Below are 20,260 nucleotides of genomic sequence, written 5' to 3'. Positions count from 1 at the left end.
CACATTCCCACGCATCTCACCCCCATGCCGCCGGGCATGGGACCGCACATGCCCCCGCCCCCCAACACCGGCCCATCCATTCCGGGATGGTCTTGACCGGCCTCTCGCTTGCCATCCTGCTCTCCCAGCTCGGCACCAACATCATCAATGTCGCCCTGCCGACGCTGGTGAAGGATCTCGGCGTCCCGTTCGGCTCCGTTCAGTGGGTGGTGGTGAGCTATCTTCTCGTCGTCACTGCGCTGATTGTCGGCGTCGGCCGCTTCGGCGATCAGCTCGGCAAGAAGCGGCTCTATCTCTGGGGCCTTGCCATTTTCATGGCGGCTTCGGTGCTGTGCGCCCTCTCCACCAATCTGCCGCTGCTCATCGCCGGCCGCGCCGGCCAGGGCCTCGGCGGGGCAATATTGATGGCGCTGTCCTTCGCCTTCGTCGGCGAGGTTTTTCCCAGGGAGCGCATCGGCTTCGCCATGGGCGTGCTCTCCACCATGGTCTCCTTCGGCATCGCGCTCGGGCCGTCGCTTGGTTCGCTGGCGCTTGCCGCCTTCGGCTGGCAGGCGGTGTTCTGGGTGAACCTGCCCTTCGGCCTGCTCGCATTTCTGTTGATCAGCCGCTATCTGCCAAACGCCGTCGATGCGCCGAAGCATCCCGCGCCCGCCGCACGTTTCGACTGGCTCGGCACCATCCTGCTGGCGCTGACGCTCGGCGCTTATTCACTCGCCATGACCTTCTCCGGCAAGCAGGGTTTCGGCTCGCCGCTCGTGCTTCAGCTCGGATTGGGGGCGCTGGTCGGCCTTGTCCTGTTTCTCGCCGTACAGGTCAAGGCGAAGGCGCCGCTCCTGAAGCTTTCCATGTTCCGCAATGCATTGCTCTCGCTGAGCATGGTGATGAGCGTGCTGGTCTACGCGGTGATGATGGCGACCCTGGTGCTTGGGCCGTTCTTCCTGTCGAAGGCGCTCGGACTCGATACCCGCATGGTCGGCCTCGTCATGACGGTCGGGCCGCTCGCCGCCGCGATCATGGGCATTCCGGCCGGAACCGTCGCGGACCGCATCGGCGCGAAGCTCGCCATGGTCATCGGACTGGCGCTGTTCACCATCGGCGCTTTCGTGATGTCCTGGGTTTCGCTCGACGGTGGTGTCGCCATCTATATCGTCGCGATCCTGTTCATCAGCGTCGGCCTTGCTTTCTTCCAGACGCCGAACAACACCGCCGTCATGGCTGACGCCCGGCCGGAACAACGCGGCCTCGTCTCCGGCCTGCTGGCGCTCGCCCGCAATCTCGGCCTCATCACCGGCGCTTCGCTGATGGGCGCGCTCTTTGCCCATGCCGTGGGCGGCGATACGGCGACCGCCACGCCCGACATGGTGACGGACGGCATGCGCTTCGCTTTCCGCGTTGCGGCGGCGATGGCTGCGGCGGCTTTCCTCCTCTCCCTCACCACGCTTGGCAGGCGTCGCCGTTACGCCTGAACCGGCAAGACAAGGATATTTCGACATGCAACAGCATCATTCATCGCCATCGGACGCCGAGCGCCCGATCCCGCCCGAACGCCGCCTGCGGATCGCGGAAGTCCGGAATGTCCGGTCGATCACGCCCCATATGCGGCGTGTCACCATCGGCTCGACAGCACTCGCGGATTTTCCGGTCCGCCGGCCGGCGCAATGGATCAAGCTCTTCGTGCCGACGCCACAGAGCGAGAAGCCGAGCGGCCGCGCTTACACCATTCGCCAGTTCCGCGAAGATTCGGGCGAGATGGATATCGATTTTGTCCTCCATGGCGACGGGCCCTGTTCGACCTGGGCGGCAAGCGTAAAGCCGGGCGACGTGGTTCAGCTCGCCGGTCCCCGTTCCGGTTTCCGGCTCGACCCGGAGATCACCCATCTGCTGATCGGCGGTGACGAAACGGCTCTTCCGGCCATCGGCTCGATCCTCGAAGCTCTGCCGCCCGGTCTTGCCGTCGACGTGTTCGTTGAAATCCCCGAGGACGCAGACGTGCAGGTCATTCGTTCCCGCGCTGATGTCGAGATCACCTGGCTTCCGCGCAACGGCCGGGAGGCGGGCACGGCTACCGATCTTGCCGCAGCGATGATGTCGGCAGATTTGCCGGGAGAGAACTGCGAAGTCTGGTTCGCAGCCGAATCTGCGACCGTCCGCACGCTCCGCCGTCATTTCCAGCTCGATCGCGCAATGCCACGCGATCGTCTCACGATGTCCGGCTACTGGAAGAAGGGCGAGACCGATTTCCACGACCGAGAGGGCGATCGATAACGGTCTGGACCTCCGCGAACGGGCGCCTGTGCGGGGCTCGAAGTCTTCGACATCGAAACCTGCGACCGCGTCAGTCTCAACTGCCATGCAGCCGGTGCGAAAGACAGGCGATCCTTATCCAAAGGAACACAGACTTAAAAGATCGGGAGGTCGCAACCGATCTCCCGGTCTTTTTGCGCGCAGTTTGGGCGGCAATAGCGTGCTGTAGAGGGTAATCGGCGGAATTTGGCACGCCGCACCGGGCGATGATGAGAACTACGTTTCCGCTATAGCCCTCCCTTAAGTCGATTCGAATCCCGCACGCCGCGCTATCGTGGTCAAAATCGATAATTCGGTGAATGTTTTAGCGCCAGATTTCGCCGATCTTGCTTGATACGCCTCTTCAACCACATTCGGAGTATTTCGCGACACTGCCTCACCCGCGAAACCGCAGGGTCTCGACGAACAGGCTGAAGGCGGCGGATGGATGCCGCCGATGGGGATAATAGAGGTGATAGCCCGGCAAGTCGGGCGTGAACTTGCCGAGCACCCGCATCAGCCGGCCTGCATCCAGATGCGGCTGAACCTGATCGAGCGGCAGATAGGCGAGGCCGTGCCCGTCGAGTGTCGCGTCCAGAATAAGGTCGATGGTGTTGAGGACCAGAGGCCCGTCGATGCGAACGCGCGTCTCCCGGCCGCCGGGTGTGAGACGCCAGCCGTTCAGCGTGCCGGATGTCGGCAGACGCAGATTGATCGCACGATGATCGACGAGTTGCGATGGCGACGTTGGCGCCGGATGTTTCAGAAAGTAATCGGGTGAACCGGCAATCGCCATCGGCGTGTCCGGTCCGATGCGCACGGCGATCATGTCCTTCGCAATGTCGCCGCCGAGCCTGACACCCGCGTCGAAGCGGTCGGCAACGACATCGGCCAGACCGTAGTCGATGGTGATTTCCACCTTGATGTCGGGATTGTCCGGCAGCAGCCGCTTCATTGCCGGAACGATGATTGTCTTGGCCGCGTGCTCCACGGTGGTGATGCGGATCGTGCCCGACGGTCGATCCCGCAGATCGCCGAGCGACGCGACGGCCACATCGAGGTCGTGCAGCATGGGACCGAGCGTCGCGATCAGCCGCTCGCCCGCTTCGGTCGGCGCGACGCTCCGTGTCGTGCGCGACAAAAGCCGCACACCCAGCCGTTCCTCGATCCGCCGCACGATCTGGCTGAGGGCGGACTGCGCCATGCCGAGACGCGTCGCCGCCTTGGTGAAGCTGCGCTCCTCGGCGACGACGACGAACGCCGCCAGATCGGCAATCTCATCCCGCCTCATTCATCACTCCAGTGATAGGCCCAATATGAATTCCCTGTCTAATCGGCACAATCTTTCTGACGTAGATTACCTCCATCGGCAAGCGGATACCCGGAAAGAATTTCAAACCGCCGCTGGCTCAACAGAAGGAGACTGGAAATGGGCAAGATCAGCTTCAGCAATTCCAACAACCCGACCATCGTCATGTCGGCCGCGATCAATTTCCCCGAAGGTTTCGATGAAACGAAAACCTGGCCGGCCATCGTCGTTTCGCATCCCGGCGGCGGCGTGAAGGAGCAGACCGCTGGCACATATGCCAGGAAGCTCGCCGAACAGGGCTTCGTCACCATCGCCTTCGACCGTTCCTATCAGGGCGAGAGCGGCGGCGAACCACGCCAGCTCGAAAATCCCTATGTCAGCACCGAGGATGTCAGCGCCGTCATCGATTATCTGACCACGCTGCCTTACGTCGCCAGGGATCGGATCGGCGCGATGGGCATCTGTGCCGGTGCGGGCTACACCGCCAATGCCGCCATTCAGGATCGCCGCATCAAGGCGGTCGGCACGGTGAGCGCGGTCAATATCGGTTCGATGTTCCGCAATGGCTGGGAAAACACCGTCAGGTCTATCGACGCACTGCCCTATGTCGAGGCGGGATCGAACGCCCGCACGACGGACGCCGCAGGCAAGGGTTACGCCACCATGCCGCTGGCGCCGCTGACCGAAAAGGACGCGCCGAACGAAGAGCTGCGGCAGGCCTGGGAATATTACCACACGCCGCGTGCCGAGTGCGCGACCGCGCCGGGCTTCGCAACGCTGCGCAGCCTCAATCAGATCATCACCTACGATGCCTATCACATGGCCGACGTCTATCTGACCCAACCGATCCAGATCGTCGCCGGCAGCGTGGCGGGCAGCAAGTGGATGAGCGACGACCTCTTCGACCGTGCTGCGAGCACGGACAAGGCGTTTCACATCGTCGAAGGGGCCAATCACATGGACCTCTATGACGGACAGAAATTCGTCGACGAGGCCGTTTCGGTTCTGGCGCCGTTCTTCAAGGCGAAGCTCTCCGCCAACGCCACGGCTGCGCAGGCTGCCGAGTGACGAAACTGGCGTGCATCGGGACGGGCTTACCCCCGATGCCGCCCTCACCGAGAGGAAACGATCATGGAATCCGTGAAAATCCAGAACCGCGATATGGCCTGGCACATCGCCGCCAACATCCAGTTCCCGCCGAATTTCGATGCAGCAAGGAGCTGGCCGACGATCGTCGCCGTTCATCCATTCGGAAGCTGCAAGGAGCAGACTTCGGGAAATGTCTACGGCAAGGCGCTGGCCGAACAGGGCTTTGTCGTCATTGCCTATGACGCGAGCTTCCAAGGCGAATCCGGCGGGGAGCCGCGTTGGATCGAGGATCCGACGCAGCGGGTGGAGGACATCAGCCACGTTATCGACTATGCGGTTACACTGCCCTATGTCGACGCCGACCGGATCGGCGTGATCGGCATCTGCGGCGGCGGTGGCTATGTGCTGAACGCCACGCTGACCGAAAAGCGCATCAAGGCCGCCGTCGCGATCACCCCGGTCAATATCGGCCGGCTGTTCCGCGAGGGTTTCAGCAATTACGATCCGCTCGGAGCGCTTGAAGCGATGGCGGCGCAGCGAACCAAGGAAGTGCGCGGCGGCGAATTGCAGGTCAACGAACTTCTCCCCGCCAGCCCCGATGCGGCCCGGGCCGCTGGCCTCACCGAACGCGACGTGTTCGAGGCGACCGACTACTACAAGACGCCGCGCGGACAGCAGCCCGGCGGCTGGACGCGCATGCTGTTCAGCCATGCGCAGAACACGCTCAGTTGGGACGCCTTCGCCTTTGCCGAGATGCTGATGACCCAACCGATGATGGTGGTGATCGGCCAGAAGGTCGGCGCCTTCGGCGCCTATCGTGACGGGATGGAAATCTACGGCCGCGCCACAGCCTCGAGGGACCGGCAGCTCGTCTTGCTGGAGGACTGGTCTCACTACGATCTTTACGACAAGCCCGAGCCCGTCGACCTCGCACTGCAAAAGCTGGTGCCGTTCTTCAAGACGCATTTGAACGGGGCGGCAGGGCAATGACCAAAACTCTCATTCTGGGGGCGAGCGGCCAGATCGCTCGCCACGTCGTGCAGGATATTGCAGGGGGTGGTGGTATCGGCATGACACTGTTCATGCGCGATGCCGGCAAGTTGTCCAGCACTCCCGCGAACGCATCCGTCGTTCAGGGCGATGTGCTCGACCGATCAGCCCTCGATGCTGCGATGGAGGGACAGGATGTGGTCTATGCCAATCTGACCGGCGATGATCTCGATGATCAGGCGCGAAGCATCATCGCGTCGATGCAGGCGGCGGACGTCAGGCGCCTGATCTTCGTGCTTTCGCTCGGAATCTATGATGAGGTGCCCGGCAAGTTCGGCGAATGGAACCGGCAAACGATCGGAGAGGAGCTGAAACCTTTTCGTCGCGCGGGCGATGCGATCGAGGCATCGGGGCTGGACTACACCATCATCCGCCCCGCCTGGCTGACAGACGACGACGAGGCGGACTATGAATTGACGCTACGCGACGAGCCGTTCAAGGGCACCGTTGTCTCGCGTAAAAGCGTGGCCGATCTGATCACGAAGATCATCCGCTCTCCAGGCCTTCATCTGCATGGCAATGTCGGGGTCAACAAGCCGGGGACCGATGGTGACAGGCCCTCCTTCATGTAGGCGGACCGGCGGTTCATTTTTTCCAGAGTAGGAGGGGCAGGAATCATTTTCCGCTTCCAGCTGAATCAGAAACGCTTTTTCACGCGCAGACCGTCCCCTGCGCGGGCGTATGCGCGGCGGTTATGGTGTACAATAGGGCCAATCGGCGGTATTTGGCGCACCCGACAGGATTCGAACCTGTGACCTTTGGAATCGGAATCCAACACTCTATCCAGCTGAGCTACGGGTGCAGCGGTCACGCTTGAATCGCGTGCAGCGGTTGGTTCATACCCCAGCTTTGTTTTTGCATCAATGTCTAAAAATCAGAGATTTGCGAAACGCCGTCGGTTTTTGGGCGGGATGGGCGTGGTGGCGCCTTATGGGGATGGCCGCAGGCTTCCCGGTGGCGGCGGGGTAATCCGTCGTTTGACGTATTGTCTTTTTTCCGGAATGGGTTTTCCCTTATAAGTAGTATGTTATTGCTGCGCCGTGCCGTTGTTTCGCTGCTCTTGCGAAAGGGTGGACGGACCGCGGCAATGCCTTTGAAATTCGGTGCGGGAAGCGATTTTTTCCCTTCAAAATTGGCGGGTAAATAGTCATACTTTTTTTGTTCGTCGGGTGATGATCTGGAGTCCGGGTTTGCTTTGCCGGCGATTAACTGTCAAATTATTATACAATATTAGTATCACCTACATTTATTTGGGATACAGTTTCTCAATGTTGTCGGTTATGATTTCGGCAAGGTAAAGGAACGAATCAGGCGGGGGATCGGATGGCTTTGCGACTGGCACATAGCAACGGGCCGCGGACCGAAAAGGGCGAAAGCGGCAGCGCGGTAGCCGCGCATATGACGACAATCGACTATGGGTTGCTGACGACTGCGATCAGCTATCATTTGCGGCACTCTCAACTTGCCGTGGCAAACGGCTTTGCCGATGTGCTGGCGGAGCAGGGATTGCGGCCGGCCGATTTTTCCGTTCTCGTCATCGTCGGCGGCAATCCGGGGCTGAAACAGAGCGATGTGGCTGAGGCGCTCGGCATACAGCGCGCCAATTTCGTCGCGATCGTTGACAGTATGGAAGAGAAGGGGCTGCTTGTCCGCCGCAAATCGGAGGAGGACAGGCGCGTTCATTTCCTCGACATGACGGAGGAGGGTAGCAGCCTTCTCGACCGGCTTTCCCATAGCTGGCGGGACCGCGAGGAAAAACTGATCGACAGGATCGGCGGCAAGAAGGCCCGCGATCAGCTTCTGGCGCTGCTGGGGCGCCTGCGGGACTGACGCTCGAAGACGACAATGGCGATCCAGGCGAGGGACGGCCGCAAGAGGGGCTCGTGTCGCCTGTGGCCGTGTTTTCCGGTCGTCCGCGGTGGCGGTCGATCTTCCAGCCCCGGCCTTTCACGACAGCCTGATCGGCGTCGGGTTAAATTGCGTTGCAATTTTCCTGGGAAACCGCCAAGACGCATGGATATTCTCGTGCCCTGCGGGGCGGGAGCCGCAACCATGCGATCGACTGGAAAGGCCCGGGACCGGAACACCATGCTGAATATCGATACGAGTCACCCGCTTTATCGTCCCCTGTGGGTCCGGTTGCTCATCGTCGGCTTTTGCGCCGCATGGGCCGTCATCGAATTCGTCAATCGCGAGTTTTTCTGGGGAACCATCGTCGCCGGTATCGGCGCTTATGCGGCCTATGAATTGTTGCTGAAGTTCAAACCCGCGAGCCCCGACGCTGCGGCCAAGGATGGCGCAGGCGAGACTTCCGCCGAAAGCGCGCCCACCGATAAAAACGATGCGGGCTGAAGCGCCGCTTATCGTCCGCTCATGCATGTCCCGGGATAGGGCCGCCGGCCGCGTCTAGCGGAAATGCTCCCGCGTCCGCAGCATCCGGATCGCCTGGTCGATCAGGAGATTGGCCGCCGTCATGCGCAGCGTCGCATTCTGCCGGAACTGCGGTTTCACCCGGTCGGGATGATTGCGGCGGGCAAAGGCGCGGCGTTTTTCCGCAAGTGTTGCGGCCGTGTCGGTGTCGTGGATCGCCAGCTCCGCCGAAACATCGGCAAGCGACGTCTTTTCGAGGTGGGCTGGCATCGGTTCGGGCTCGGGATCCGGTTCCGGCTCCGGTGATGGCGCGGGGTCGGCCAGGAAGGCCAGATAGGCATCGAGATTGGCGTTTGCCGGCGGCGGGGCCTCAATATGCGTGTCGAGGACGAAACCCGAGCTGAAACCGGCAATGCGATGACCGGCGGGCGGCGGCGGCTTCCCACCTTCCTCTTCCTGTTCTTTCTCCTGTTTCAGCCTGTCGACGACCGATTGGAAGACGGATTGTCCGAAGAGCATGCGGCTGTTCCCTGCGCCGGTCTGAACGATCCGGCTTCTATAAACAATGAAGGTGGTGTCTGGCTTGCCGGCGTCACGCGGCGGTCAGCTTGCGGCTCTCATCCAGCACCAGATCGTAGAGCAGGCGGGCGCTGGGCGGCAAAACCCGGCCCTTGGTGGTGATGATGCTGTATGGCTTTACGACGAGTTCGAAATCCGTCGGCAATATCCGGGTTCGGCCGATATCGGCCTGCTGGCCGGCGACAAATTCGGCCATGTCCTGCGCGATGGGGGCAATGGCGTCCGTGTTGCAGACAAGCGCCAGGGTGAGCACCACGGATGGTGTGTTGATGACGTTGCGCGGCATGGCGACGCCGTGGGTGAGGAACACATCCTCCATGGTTCTGCGCAAAAGCGCGCCGGGCGGCTGGAAGACCCAGTCGTAACCGGAGAGATCCTGCAGGGTCACGGGCGCGCCGCGAAGCAGGGGGTGGCCTTCGCGCACCACCAGACAGGCGCGCTCTATGCCGATTTCGTGGATGGAGAAGAGGCTGGGATCGAAATCATCCGGTATCCGGCCGATGATGAAATCGTGCCGGGCCGCCAGCAGTTCGCGGGCCAGCACGTTGCTGCTTTCCACCTGCACGTTGATTTCGATGCCGGGATAGGTGTCCATGGCGCGCCTGATGGCGGGAACCACGAGGCTGATCGCCGGCGCGGTGACGGCGCCGATATAGACCGAGCCGCCGCTGCCCGACTTCATCTGGTTGAGCTCGCGGCTCGCCTCGCGCAGTTCCAGCAGGATGGTGCGGGCCCGCCGCGCCAGCGCCTCGCCGAATTTCGTCAGCACCACGCCGCGCGAGGCCCGCTGACAAAGGGGTGATTTGACGATCGACTCCATTTCCGAGAGCATGCGCGAAGCCGCCGGTTGTGTCATGTTCATGGCGGCCGCGGCTGCGCTGACCTGCCCGTGCTCCTCGATCATGACAAGCATGCGCAGGTGGCTCATCTTCAATCCGGCGCGCAGCAAGGGGTTGTCTTCAAAGACAAAAAGGGCCTCTGTTGTTTGCGTCTGCTCATACACTTTTTGGTTGTTCATTCGTGGTTTTATACCCCTCATCGGTTTTTGTATCGATTTAATATACCATAATTGATATATGGAAACTGATTTATTCTATTTGACAGTTATATGGATTCAGAACAATTTGCGGAATGCCGGGGAGGAGCGGCAGCTGTTCCATTTCGCAGTTGCGAAATTGGGGCGAGCGCAATGCGGCTTCTTCCTCTGACGGCATGAATTTCATGGTGCGCCGCAACATGCGGGTTCCAGAGAAGGGCTCAAGGGAGAGAGTTAATGAAGTCCATTATTTCGCTGATGGCAGCTTGTGCCATCGGTGCTGCTTCTTTCGCAGTGCCGGCTTTCGCACAGGACAAGGGTTCCGTCGGTATCGCGATGCCGACCAAGTCGTCCGCACGCTGGATCGACGATGGCAACAACATCGTGAAGCAGCTGCAGGAAGCCGGTTACACGACCGACCTGCAATATGCCGACGACGATATTCCGAACCAGCTTTCCCAGATCGAAAACATGGTCACCAAGGGCGTCAAGGTCCTCGTGATCGCATCGATCGACGGCACGACGCTGTCGGACGTTCTGAAGCAGGCCGGCGAACAGGGCATCAAGGTCATCGCTTATGACCGCCTGATCCGCAACAGCGGCGACGTCAGCTACTACGCCACCTTCGACAACTTCCAGGTTGGCGTTCTGCAGGCGACTTCGATCGTCGACAAGCTCGGCCTGAAGGACGGCAAGGGCCCGTTCAACATCGAGCTCTTCGGCGGCTCCCCGGACGACAACAACGCCTTCTTCTTCTATGACGGCGCGATGTCGGTTCTCCAGCCTTACATCGACAGCGGCAAGCTCGTCGTGAAGTCCGGCCAGACCGGCATGGACAAGGTCGGTACGCTGCGTTGGGATCCGGCAACGGCCCAGGCCCGCATGGACAACCTGCTGTCCGCTTATTACACCGACGCCAAGGTTGACGCCGTTCTGTCGCCTTATGACGGTCTCTCCATCGGCATCATCTCCTCGCTGAAGGGCGTTGGTTATGGCACGAAGGACCAGCCGCTGCCGGTCGTTTCCGGTCAGGACGCTGAAGTTCCTTCCGTCAAGTCGATCATCGCCGGCGAACAGTACTCCACCATCTTCAAGGACACCCGCGAACTCGCCAAGGTGACCGTGAACATGGTCAACGCCGTTCTGCAGGGCAAGGAGCCTGAGGTAAACGACACCAAGACCTATGAAAATGGCGTCAAGGTCGTTCCGTCCTACCTGCTGAAGCCGGTTGCAGTAACCAAGGAGAACTACAAGCAGGTTCTCGTCGATGGCGGTTACTACAAGGAAGACCAGCTGAAATAAGCTCGAAACACATGCGGGGATGACTTGGCGTCATCCCCGTTTTTCCATAAAAATAAAAACGCCGGAATTAATCGGGCGCTGGATTGCGATATGGCCAATACCATTCTCGAAATGCGGAACATCACCAAGACGTTTCCGGGCGTGAAAGCGCTTGAGAACGTCAACCTCAAGGTTAAAGAGGGTGAGATCCACGCACTCGTCGGTGAGAACGGCGCGGGGAAGTCGACCTTGATGAAGGTCCTTTCCGGTGTTTACCCCGCCGGCACCTATGAGGGCGAAATCCACTATGAAGGCGCAGTGCGGAATTTTCGCGCCATCAATGATAGCGAAGATATTGGTATCATCATCATTCACCAGGAACTGGCGCTCGTGCCGCTCCTGTCGATTGCGGAAAACATCTTCCTTGGCAACGAGGTCGCTTCGAGCGGCGTCATCAGCTGGCAGCAGACCTTCAACCGTACCCGCGAACTTTTGAAGAAGGTGGGCCTGAAGGAATCGCCGGAGACGCTGATCACCGATATCGGCGTCGGCAAGCAGCAGCTGGTCGAAATCGCCAAGGCGCTGTCGAAGAGCGTGAAGCTGCTCATTCTCGATGAGCCGACGGCTTCGCTCAACGAAAGCGACTCCGAGGCGCTGCTGAACCTTTTGATGGAATTCCGCAAGCAGGGCATGACCTCGATCATCATCACCCACAAGCTCAACGAAGTGCGCAAGGTGGCCGACCAGATCACCGTTTTGCGCGACGGCATGACGGTGAAGACGCTCGACTGTCATCAGGAAGAAATCAGCGAGGATGTCATCATCCGCAACATGGTGGGACGCGATCTCGAGGATCGTTATCCGCCGCGCGACGTGCCGATCGGCGAGACCATTCTCGAAGTGAAGAACTGGAACGCCTATCACCAGCAGCACCGCGACCGTCAGGTTCTGCATGATATCAACGTTACCGTGCGCAAGGGCGAAGTCGTCGGCATTGCCGGTCTGATGGGTGCCGGGCGCACCGAATTTGCGATGAGCGTGTTCGGCAAGTCCTATGGCCACAGGATCAGCGGCGAAGTGTTGATCGACGGCAAGCCGGTCGATGTCAGCACCGTACGCAAGGCCATCGATGCCGGTCTCGCCTATGTCACGGAAGACCGCAAGCATCTCGGTCTCGTGCTCAACGACAACATCCTGCACAATACCACGCTTGCCAATCTTGCCGGCGTCTCGAATGCCAGCATCATCGACGACATCAAGGAAATGAAGGTGGCGAGCGATTTTCGCACACGCCTGCGCATCCGCTCGTCGGGGATTTTTCAGGAAACGGTCAACCTTTCGGGCGGCAACCAGCAGAAGGTCGTGCTCTCCAAGTGGCTGTTCTCCAACCCTGATGTCCTGATCCTCGATGAACCGACCCGCGGTATCGATGTCGGCGCGAAATATGAAATCTACACCATCATCAACCAGCTCGCTGCCGACGGCAAAGGCGTTCTGATGATCTCATCGGAAATGCCCGAACTGCTCGGCAATTGCGACCGCATCTACGTCATGAACGAAGGCCGCATCGTCGCTGAATTGCCGAAGGGAGAGGCGAGCCAGGAAAGCATCATGCGCGCTATCATGCGCTCAGGGGAGAAGAACTCATGAGTTCGGCAAACACAACAAACGAAGAAAGTAACGTCATCTCGGTCGGGTCGTATATTCGCTCCAATATCCGCGAATACGGCATGCTGATCGCGCTCGTCGCCATCATGGTTTTCTTCCAGTTCTACACCGGCGGCATCCTGTTCCGCCCTGTGAACCTGACCAACCTCATCCTGCAGAACTCGTTCATCGTCATCATGGCGCTGGGCATGCTGCTTGTCATCGTCGCCGGGCATATCGACCTTTCGGTCGGCTCCATCGTCGCCTTTGTCGGCGCGATAGCGGCAATATTGACCGTGCAATGGGGCATGAACCCGTTTCTGGCGGCGCTGATTTGTCTCGTCATCGGCGGCATCATCGGTGCTGCACAGGGTTACTGGATCGCCTATCACCGCATTCCGTCGTTCATCGTGACGCTGGCGGGCATGCTGGTGTTCCGCGGCCTGACGCTGTTCGTGCTCGGCGGCAAGAACATCGGTCCGTTCCCGACCGATTTCCAGATCATCAGCACCGGCTTCCTGCCCGATATCGGCGGCATTGAAGGTCTCAACACCACCTCGATGATCCTGACGGTGCTGATTACCGTCGTGCTGTTCTATCTCGCATGGCGCCGTCGCGTCGTGAACGTGAAGCACGGTATCGATGTCGAACCTTTCGGTTTCTTCATCGCCCAGAACCTGCTGATCTCGGCCGCGATCCTGTTCCTCGGCTACCAGCTTTCCACCTATCGCGGCCTGCCCAACGTGCTGATCGTGATGCTTGTTCTCGTTGCGCTCTACAGCTTCGTAACCCGCCGCACCACCATCGGCCGTCGCATCTACGCCATGGGCGGCAATGAAAAGGCGACCAAGCTTTCCGGTATCAACACCGAGCGCCTGAGCTTCCTCACCTTCGTCAACATGGGCGTGCTGGCCGGTCTTGCCGGCATGATCATCGCGACACGCCTCAACTCGGCGACGCCGAAGGCGGGTGTGGGCTTCGAGCTCGACGTTATCGCGGCCTGCTTCATCGGCGGCGCTTCGGCATCCGGTGGCGTTGGCAAGATCACCGGTGCGGTCATCGGCGCCTTCATCATGGGCGTCATGAACAACGGCATGTCGATCGTCGGCCTCGGCATCGACTTCCAGCAGATGGTCAAGGGCCTCGTGCTGCTCGCCGCCGTGTTCTTCGACGTCTACAACAAGAACAAGGGCTGATTGCCCAACCCACATGGCAAGTCAAAAAAGTGGCCGGTTTCCGGCCACTTTCATAAGATGCAGGCGCAAGGCGCCGAGAGGACAAGGCGCGTCGCGCCCGAGGAAGGAAATCCCGTGCTTATTTCACAGATCAAGGATGCCAGTGGCAAAATCACCGTCGCCGTTCGCGAAGAAGGCGGACAGGCGCAGGCCGTCAAGGGTGCGGAGTCCGTTTACGCACTCGCCATGGAAGCCGCCAATGGCGGCAAGAGCCTTGCCGATGTCGTCTCCGCCCATGGTCTGGGCGATGCCGTCGATCTCGAAAAGGCCTATGCCGAAGGCCGTTTCCTGCCGCCGATCACCCATCCCGATCCGGCGCATCTGCATCTGACCGGCACGGGCCTCACCCATCTGGGTTCGGCCGCAACCCGCGACAGCATGCACAAGAAGACCACGGAAGCGGCGGAAGAAAGCCTGACGGACTCCATGAAGATGTTCCGCATGGGTCTTGAAAACGGCAAGCCCAAGGCTGGCGAAAAGGGCGTTCAGCCCGAATGGTTCTACAAGGGCAACGGCCATGTGGCGGCGGCACCGGGTGCCGCACTCACCTCTCCGTCCTTTGCGCTCGATGGCGGCGAAGAGCCTGAGATGGCCGGCATCTACGTGATCTCCGACAAGGGCGAAGCGGTGCGTATCGGCTTTGCCGTCTCGAACGAATTCTCCGATCACGTCACCGAGCGGATCAATTACCTCTACCTCGCCCATTCCAAGCTGCGCCCGGCAAGCTTCGGCCCGGAAATCCGCGTCGGCGCCCCGCCATCCGATATTCGTGGTACCTCGCGCATCCGTCGCGGCGACAAGGTCATTTTCGAAAAGCCCTTCGTTTCGGGTGAGGACAACATGTCCCACACTTTCGCGAATCTCGAATATCATCACTTCAAATACGGCCTGTTCCGCGCGCCCGGCGACGTGCATGTGCACATGTTCGGCACCGCGACGCTTTCCTTCGCAGAGGGCATCAAGCCCGAAGCGGGCGACGTGTTCGAGATCGAAGCCGCCGGTTTCGGCCTGCCGCTGAAGAACCCGCTGGCCGTGGATGCGGAAGAAGAGATCACGGTTCGGCAGATCTGATCTGCGGACCGGACATGCTAATGGTCGAGGGGGCAATTTTGCTCCCTCTATCCGTCATACCGGCCTTGAGCCGGTATCCAGCCAGCCCAAGTCCTTGGGCTGAAAAGAGTCTTCCTGCTGCGCCGGCGCGCGCCGCCTGGATTCCGGCTCGAGGCCGGAATGACGGAAACGATGGTTTTCGCGCGAAAACCTCTGCGCTCCATCAATCAATCCCCCAAAGCTTGCCTTCGCCCACCTCGACCGAATTTCCCGCCGGATCGCGGATATAGACGGAATAGCTGTCATTCGGCCAACGGTGATAGTGCTCGACGGCAATTCCGAGCACTTCGAAGCGGGCCTTCCAGCCGTCCACCTCCGACTTGTCCTTGGCGTAAAAGCAGAAATGGCCTTGCCCCACCGCACCGTGGCGTGGGATCGGATTGTCGGGGTCGGCCCGGCGGGATTGCTCGGGATCGAAGATCAGCAGCATCTGCTGCCCGCATCGGAAGAAGACGAATTGCCCGGGCAGCCTGCGCACCATTTCCAACCCGAAGACATCCCGGTAAAAGGTTTCGGCGGCATCGAGATCATCCGCATAGAGTGCGGTTTCCATGATGGCGGCTGGCGGTTGCATGGTTCCTCCGGTGGTCCATGGTTGTCCGGCACGGGAATGTGGCGGGCGGTTTATGGTTGGGTGCTGAAAGTCAGCACCGTCAGGTCGTGCTTGCCGACGCCGCGTTCCAGGACGGTCCAGCCGCAATTGATATAGTAGGTTTCGAGATCGCGCTCACAGCACAGATAGCTGATGTGGTGGCCGAGTTCGGCTGCCCTTTTCGTCGCGGCCTGCATCAGCGCCCGGGCGACGCCTGAGCGCCGGCGGTCCTCTTCCACCCAGAGGGCGGCGACCCAGGGCAGATATTGCGGACGCTCCTCCAGATCGCAATGGATGAGGAAGGCGGAGCCGACATAATCGTCGCCATCATGGGCGACGAAGCCGGTGGGCAACGTATGGGGGTTGGTCATGTCCTTCAGGTGCTCGGCGACATCGCCCACCTGAAGGCCGCTATCCTGCCACCATGCCGTCCAGACCCGTTCGGCGATGACGGGGCCATGCGACTGGCAGTCGCGATAGTCGGAAATGCTGTACAAGGCCGTCTCCCGGCCGGCTTTCCTCCCGCAGGCTGAAGCCGGATCATGCTTTCAAATCGATGCGGAGATTTAAACGGTCAAGGGACACTTTCGCAACCGCCAAGTTCCTGAAACGGATCAGGACTTCGTTGCCGTCACATGCAGCCAGTCGGTCGGTTTGTTGTCGTAACCGCTGCCGCGCCGGGCCTCGATTTCCAAACCCGTCCAGTCGAATTGCCCGTAGAGGTCCTCAAGCCAGGACTTGGAAGGGTAGTTGTAATAACGGCCGAACATGTCGCGGCCTTCCGCTTCTCCCGCCTTGAAGCTGGCATAAAAAACGCCGCCCGGTTTCAGCGCGGTTTGGATGCGACCGATAATGCCCGGCAGGGCAGGGCGGGGCACATGCAGCAGGCAGGCATTGGCCCAGACGCCGTCATATCGCTCACTCTCATTGATATTCTCGAACAGCAATGTCCGGACGGGAATGCCGAGCCGGTTTTGCGCCGCTTTGGCGATTTCAGGCGTTCCATCGGTGGGGTGGACATCGTAACCGGCGGCCAGCATGAATTCGCTGTCCTGCCCGCCGCCGCATCCCAGTTCGAGAATGCTTGCACCCTCTTGCAGCCGCGCCAGGAATGTTTCCAGATGCGGGCGATCCGCCGCCTGCCCACGCGAGGTATAGGCCGCGGCGTTACCCGTATAGAAGCCGATTGTGTCGTCGTCCCTGCCGGCCATCGTCTCAGCTTTGCGACTGGCTCTGCGACTGCTGCACGGTGACCGAAACGCTCAGCGTCTCGCCGGCCGGACCGATGCGCATGCCCGATATCGGCGCGCAGTCGCGGTAGCAGAGGCCGGAGGCGATGCGCACATAACGGTCGTCGGGGCAGATATTGTTGGCGGCGTCGAAACCCACCCAGCCCAGTCCCTGAAGATGAACTTCGGCCCAGGCGTGGGTGGCCGCCTGCTCCTCCACCTCTTCCATCATCAGATAACCGGAAACGTAACGGGCCGGCAGGCCCATCAGCCGGGCGGCGGAAATCAGGATATGGGCATGGTCCTGGCAGACGCCCTTGCCCGCTTCCAGCGCCGTTTCCGCCGTGGTTTCGATGTCGGTTGCGCCCGGCACATACTCCACCTTGTGGTGAATGATCTCCATGAGGTTATGCAGGCGGGCAAGCTCGCTTTCGCCGGCGCTTGCCTTCACCAGTTCGCGCACCAGCTTTCCCGGCTTGGTGCGCGGCGTCTCGCGCTGAAAGAGCCACAGCGGCGCATTGCCGATATGGTGCCCGAACACGCCGGCCTTGTCCTCGGTGTTCACGAAGCCGCTCGCCACCACCTTGACCCGCTGCTGCGGGCCTTCTGTTTCCACCAGCGCAACGCGGTTGCCGAAATGGTCGTCATAGGCCACTTCCACGGTGGCGCCATCGACGGAGACATCCCAATTCTCCACCGTCTGGCCCGGGCCGGTCTGCGGCGTCAGGCGCAGCCGCTGCAATGCATAGGGCATCGGCTCGTCATAGACATATTCCGTCGTATGGGTGATTTTCAGACGCATAAGCTGTCCCCGTCCACGCGCTTATTGATAGAAGCGGTAGCCTTCCGTGATTTCCTGTCCCAATTGTCCGTTGCGGTTGACAAATCTCTCCAGAAATTCGTGCAAGCCCTCATCCATCACACGGCCGATGGTGGTCGCGCGCAGGCTGTCGCGAATGCTCTCGGCCGTGTCATGCGCCTTGTGCCTCTCGCTGTAATCCTCGGCGATGTAATTGAGGTTGCTGGCGATCTTCTCGTAGCAATAGGCCAGCGAGCGCGGCATGCGACCGTTCAAAATAAGAAAGTCGGCAATGTTGGAGGGCTTGTATTCCGCATCGTAGACCCAGCCATAGGAGCGGTGGGCCGAGACCGAACGCAGGATGGACTCCCACTGCGCATTGTCCAGCGACGACCCGACATGCGCGACCGCCGGCAGCAGCACGTAATATTTGACGTCCAGAATGCGGGCGGTATTGTCGGCGCGTTCGATGAAGGTGCCGATGCGGGAGAAATTATAGAGGTCGTTGCGCAGCATCGAGCCGTGGAAGGCACCGCGCACCAGACCGGCGCGATGTTTGATGACATCGATGGTCTGCGGCAGTTCGGCATGGTTGAGCTTGCGACCGAGGATGTTCTTCAGCTCGATCCAGAATTCGTTGGTGGCTTCCCATGTCTCGCGCGTCAGCGCCGTGCGCACCATGCGGGCATTGTTGCGGCCCGCCTCGATGCAGGACATGACGCTGGAAGGGTTCGATTTTTCCCGCAGCAGATAATCGATCGCATCCGCCGCCGTCACCTTCTCGTGCATTTCGAGAAAGGCCTCGCGCACGCCCGCACTTTGCAGCACGCCGTCCCAGTCCTCATCGCCGCTGCCGCTGCGCGTCAGTGAAACGCGCAGGCCCGCATCGATCAGCCGGGCGATGTTTTCAGCACGCTCGATGTACCGGAACATCCAGTAGAGCCCGTTTGCCGTTCTGCCCAGCATGGCTTAATCCTCCAGTACCCAGGTATCCTTGGTGCCGCCGCCCTGGCTGGAATTGACCACCAGCGAGCCCTTTTTCAGCGCTACGCGGGTCAGGCCGCCGGGAATGATCTGCACCTTGTCCGAGACGAGCACATAGGGGCGCAGATCGACATGGCGCGGCGCGATGCCGTTCTTCACCATGATCGGCACGGTGGACAGCGACAGCGTCGGCTGCGCGATATAATTGGCGGGACGGGCTTTGAGCTTTTCCGCAAACAGCGCCCGCTCGCGTTTCGTCGCCGTGGGGCCGACCAGCATGCCGTAACCGCCCGAACCGTGGACTTCCTTGACGACGAGGTCGGCGAGGTTGTCCAGCACATATTTCAGGCTGTCCGGCTCCGAACAGCGCCAGGTCGGCACGTTTTCCAGAAGCGGTTTGCGGCCGGTGTAGAATTCAACGATCTCCGGCATGTAGGAATAGATGGCCTTGTCGTCGGAAATGCCGGTGCCGGGGGCATTGGCGATGGTGATGTTGCCGGCGCGGTAGACATCCATGATGCCGGGCACGCCAAGCGCCGAATCCGGCCGGAAGGTCAGCGGATCGAGGAAGTCGTCGTCGACGCGGCGGTAAAGCACGTCGATGGCCTCATAACCGCGGGTGGTGCGCATCTTGACCTTGCCGTCCATGACGCGCAGGTCGGAACCCTCCACCAGCTCCACGCCCATCATGTCGGCAAGGAACGAATGTTCATAATAGGCGGAATTATAGATGCCGGGCGTCAAGACCGCGACGCGCGGCTTGCCGGAACAGCCGGGCGGGGCGAGCGAGGCGAGCGATTGCCGCAGCAGATAGGGGTAGTCCTCCACCCGCCGCACGCGGTTTTCGTGGAAGAGTTCCGGGAACATCTGCATCATCGTCTCGCGGTTTTCCAGCATGTAGCTGACACCGGAGGGCGTGCGGGCATTGTCTTCCAGAACATAGAACTGGTCTTCGCCGGTGCGGACGATATCCGTGCCGACAATATGGGTATAGACGCCGCCGGGCGGGGTGAAGCCGATCATTTCCGGCAGGAAGGCTTCGTTTTTCTCGATGATTTCGCGGGGGATGCGGCCGGCGCGGATGATTTCCTGCTTGTGGTAGATATCGTCGAGGAAAGCATTGAGGGCGATGACGCGCTGTTCGATGCCCTGGGCCAGTTTGCGCCACTCCCGTCCGGAGATGATGCGCGGGATGATATCGAAGGGGATCAGTTTTTCCGAACTGTCGGCATGGCCGTAGACTGCGAAAGTAATACCGGTTTTTCGAAAGATGTTTTCCGCGTCTTTTGATTTCTGGATCAGGTGCGCCCTGTCCTGTCGGCTGTACCACTCGTTATAGTTTTCATATGGGCTTCGCGGCGTGTCGTCCGCATTTATCATTTCGTCAAATGCCAACTTCGATGTCCCCTTTTTTACCATATGAATACAACGCCAAATGCAATGCAAGAACTATGCGGACCTCCCTGAGAAGATTTTTCGCCGACCTAGGGTTTTAAAAAAGAAGCGTTTTTTCGGTTTCAGCCTATAAATGCAGCAATGGAAGATTGGTTGCGCGGCAAGGTGCGGCGGAAGGCGGCGATGGCGCTGTATGCGCCGTGGGCGAATGCATAAATTTTGTTCGTTCGCTTTCGGTTGATGAGTTGCTGTCCTTGCATCAGAAAATCTGA

Annotated in this window: 20 protein-coding genes and 1 tRNA gene; 11 read left to right on the top strand and 10 right to left on the bottom strand. The window is 60.4% G+C overall.

Annotated features, from left to right (window positions below):
* Positions 1-92 precede the first annotated feature (92 nt).
* Both N5D22_RS20035 and N5D22_RS20030 read left to right on the top strand, forming a co-directional pair.
* Entirely contained in the window at positions 93-1,466 is a 1,374-nt protein-coding gene (locus N5D22_RS20035) for an MFS transporter (protein WP_279657495.1), read from the top strand.
* 25 nt (positions 1,467-1,491) lie between these two features.
* Positions 1,492-2,265, top strand: a complete 774-nt coding sequence (locus N5D22_RS20030) for a siderophore-interacting protein (RefSeq protein WP_279657496.1) — start codon at positions 1,492-1,494, stop codon at positions 2,263-2,265.
* A gap of 415 nt (positions 2,266-2,680) precedes the next feature.
* On the opposite strand, the gene N5D22_RS20025 is transcribed toward N5D22_RS20030, so the two are convergent.
* Complete coding sequence (locus N5D22_RS20025; RefSeq protein ID WP_279657497.1) at positions 2,681-3,574, bottom strand: LysR family transcriptional regulator; 894 nt, start codon at positions 3,572-3,574, stop codon at positions 2,681-2,683.
* Between the two features lie 138 nt (positions 3,575-3,712).
* Here N5D22_RS20025 and N5D22_RS20020 point away from each other — a divergent pair, with 138 nt between their 5' ends.
* The 3 genes from N5D22_RS20020 to N5D22_RS20010 all read left to right on the top strand — a co-directional run bounded on the left by N5D22_RS20020 (position 3,713) and on the right by N5D22_RS20010 (position 6,303).
* Entirely contained in the window at positions 3,713-4,660 is a 948-nt protein-coding gene (locus tag N5D22_RS20020) for an alpha/beta hydrolase (RefSeq protein WP_279657499.1), read from the top strand.
* Positions 4,661-4,723: 63 nt separating this feature from the next.
* The gene (locus tag N5D22_RS20015) at positions 4,724-5,671 is read left to right on the top strand and encodes an alpha/beta hydrolase (RefSeq protein ID WP_279657501.1); all 948 of its coding nucleotides are present in this window, start codon (positions 4,724-4,726) and stop codon (positions 5,669-5,671) included.
* Positions 5,668-6,303: an SDR family oxidoreductase gene (locus tag N5D22_RS20010; protein ID WP_279657503.1), complete on the top strand. Its 636-nt coding sequence runs from the start codon at positions 5,668-5,670 to the stop codon at positions 6,301-6,303. The genes N5D22_RS20015 and N5D22_RS20010 overlap by 4 nt, the downstream gene beginning before the upstream one ends.
* A gap of 153 nt (positions 6,304-6,456) precedes the next feature.
* Here the strand turns inward: N5D22_RS20010 and N5D22_RS20005 are convergent.
* Positions 6,457-6,533: transfer RNA gene (locus N5D22_RS20005), tRNA-Arg, on the bottom strand.
* Positions 6,534-7,054: 521 nt separating this feature from the next.
* On the opposite strand from N5D22_RS20005, the gene N5D22_RS20000 reads away from it, so the two are divergent.
* Together N5D22_RS20000 and N5D22_RS19995 are read left to right on the top strand one after the other, a co-directional pair.
* Entirely contained in the window at positions 7,055-7,561 is a 507-nt protein-coding gene (locus N5D22_RS20000; protein ID WP_279657505.1) for a MarR family winged helix-turn-helix transcriptional regulator, read from the top strand.
* A gap of 258 nt (positions 7,562-7,819) precedes the next feature.
* On the top strand, positions 7,820-8,083 hold the full coding sequence (locus tag N5D22_RS19995) for a hypothetical protein (protein WP_279657543.1): 264 nt from the start codon (positions 7,820-7,822) through the stop codon (positions 8,081-8,083).
* A 54-nt stretch (positions 8,084-8,137) separates the two neighbouring features.
* Here N5D22_RS19995 and N5D22_RS19990 read toward each other — a convergent pair whose 3' ends face one another.
* Positions 8,138-8,620: a hypothetical protein gene (locus N5D22_RS19990; protein WP_279657507.1), complete on the bottom strand. Its 483-nt coding sequence runs from the start codon at positions 8,618-8,620 to the stop codon at positions 8,138-8,140.
* Between the two features lie 73 nt (positions 8,621-8,693).
* Positions 8,694-9,698: a LysR family transcriptional regulator gene (locus tag N5D22_RS19985; protein ID WP_279657508.1), complete on the bottom strand. Its 1,005-nt coding sequence runs from the start codon at positions 9,696-9,698 to the stop codon at positions 8,694-8,696.
* Positions 9,699-9,953: 255 nt separating this feature from the next.
* Here N5D22_RS19985 and chvE point away from each other — a divergent pair, with 255 nt between their 5' ends.
* From chvE to araD1, 4 genes are all read left to right on the top strand, one after another.
* Positions 9,954-11,018, top strand: coding sequence for a sugar ABC transporter substrate-binding protein ChvE (chvE, locus tag N5D22_RS19980; RefSeq protein WP_003520542.1), 1,065 nt, complete (start codon positions 9,954-9,956; stop codon positions 11,016-11,018).
* A gap of 90 nt (positions 11,019-11,108) precedes the next feature.
* Complete coding sequence (gene gguA / locus N5D22_RS19975; RefSeq protein ID WP_279657511.1) at positions 11,109-12,647, top strand: sugar ABC transporter ATP-binding protein GguA; 1,539 nt, start codon at positions 11,109-11,111, stop codon at positions 12,645-12,647.
* On the top strand, positions 12,644-13,840 hold the full coding sequence (gene gguB, locus N5D22_RS19970) for a sugar ABC transporter permease GguB (RefSeq protein WP_059754318.1): 1,197 nt from the start codon (positions 12,644-12,646) through the stop codon (positions 13,838-13,840). Before gguA ends, gguB begins: the two co-directional genes overlap by 4 nt.
* Before the next feature lie 114 nt (positions 13,841-13,954).
* A complete protein-coding gene (gene araD1 / locus N5D22_RS19965) occupies positions 13,955-14,950 on the top strand; it encodes a 2-keto-3-deoxy-L-arabinonate dehydratase AraD1 (protein WP_279657512.1) in 996 nt (331 codons plus the stop codon).
* A 202-nt stretch (positions 14,951-15,152) separates the two neighbouring features.
* On the opposite strand, the gene N5D22_RS19960 is transcribed toward araD1, so the two are convergent.
* The 6 genes from N5D22_RS19960 to N5D22_RS19935 form a co-directional block, all read right to left on the bottom strand.
* Positions 15,153-15,563: a VOC family protein gene (locus tag N5D22_RS19960; protein ID WP_279657513.1), complete on the bottom strand. Its 411-nt coding sequence runs from the start codon at positions 15,561-15,563 to the stop codon at positions 15,153-15,155.
* A gap of 50 nt (positions 15,564-15,613) precedes the next feature.
* Entirely contained in the window at positions 15,614-16,078 is a 465-nt protein-coding gene (locus tag N5D22_RS19955; protein ID WP_279657514.1) for a GNAT family N-acetyltransferase, read from the bottom strand.
* Positions 16,079-16,195: 117 nt separating this feature from the next.
* Positions 16,196-16,792, bottom strand: coding sequence for a class I SAM-dependent methyltransferase (locus N5D22_RS19950; protein ID WP_279657515.1), 597 nt, complete (start codon positions 16,790-16,792; stop codon positions 16,196-16,198).
* Positions 16,793-16,796: 4 nt separating this feature from the next.
* Positions 16,797-17,612, bottom strand: a complete 816-nt coding sequence (locus N5D22_RS19945; protein WP_279657516.1) for a transglutaminase family protein — start codon at positions 17,610-17,612, stop codon at positions 16,797-16,799.
* 21 nt (positions 17,613-17,633) lie between these two features.
* The gene (locus tag N5D22_RS19940) at positions 17,634-18,575 is read right to left on the bottom strand and encodes an alpha-E domain-containing protein (protein ID WP_279657517.1); all 942 of its coding nucleotides are present in this window, start codon (positions 18,573-18,575) and stop codon (positions 17,634-17,636) included.
* A gap of 3 nt (positions 18,576-18,578) precedes the next feature.
* Positions 18,579-19,988, bottom strand: a complete 1,410-nt coding sequence (locus N5D22_RS19935) for a circularly permuted type 2 ATP-grasp protein (RefSeq protein WP_279657518.1) — start codon at positions 19,986-19,988, stop codon at positions 18,579-18,581.
* Between the last annotated feature and the right edge of the window lie 272 nt (positions 19,989-20,260).

The sequence above is a fragment of the Agrobacterium sp. GD03872 genome, from assembly GCF_029840625.1.
GTDB lineage: Bacteria > Pseudomonadota > Alphaproteobacteria > Rhizobiales > Rhizobiaceae > Agrobacterium > Agrobacterium fabrum_A.
Note: the sequence above shows the minus strand (reverse complement) of the source record. Positions and strands in the feature narration are given on the sequence as shown.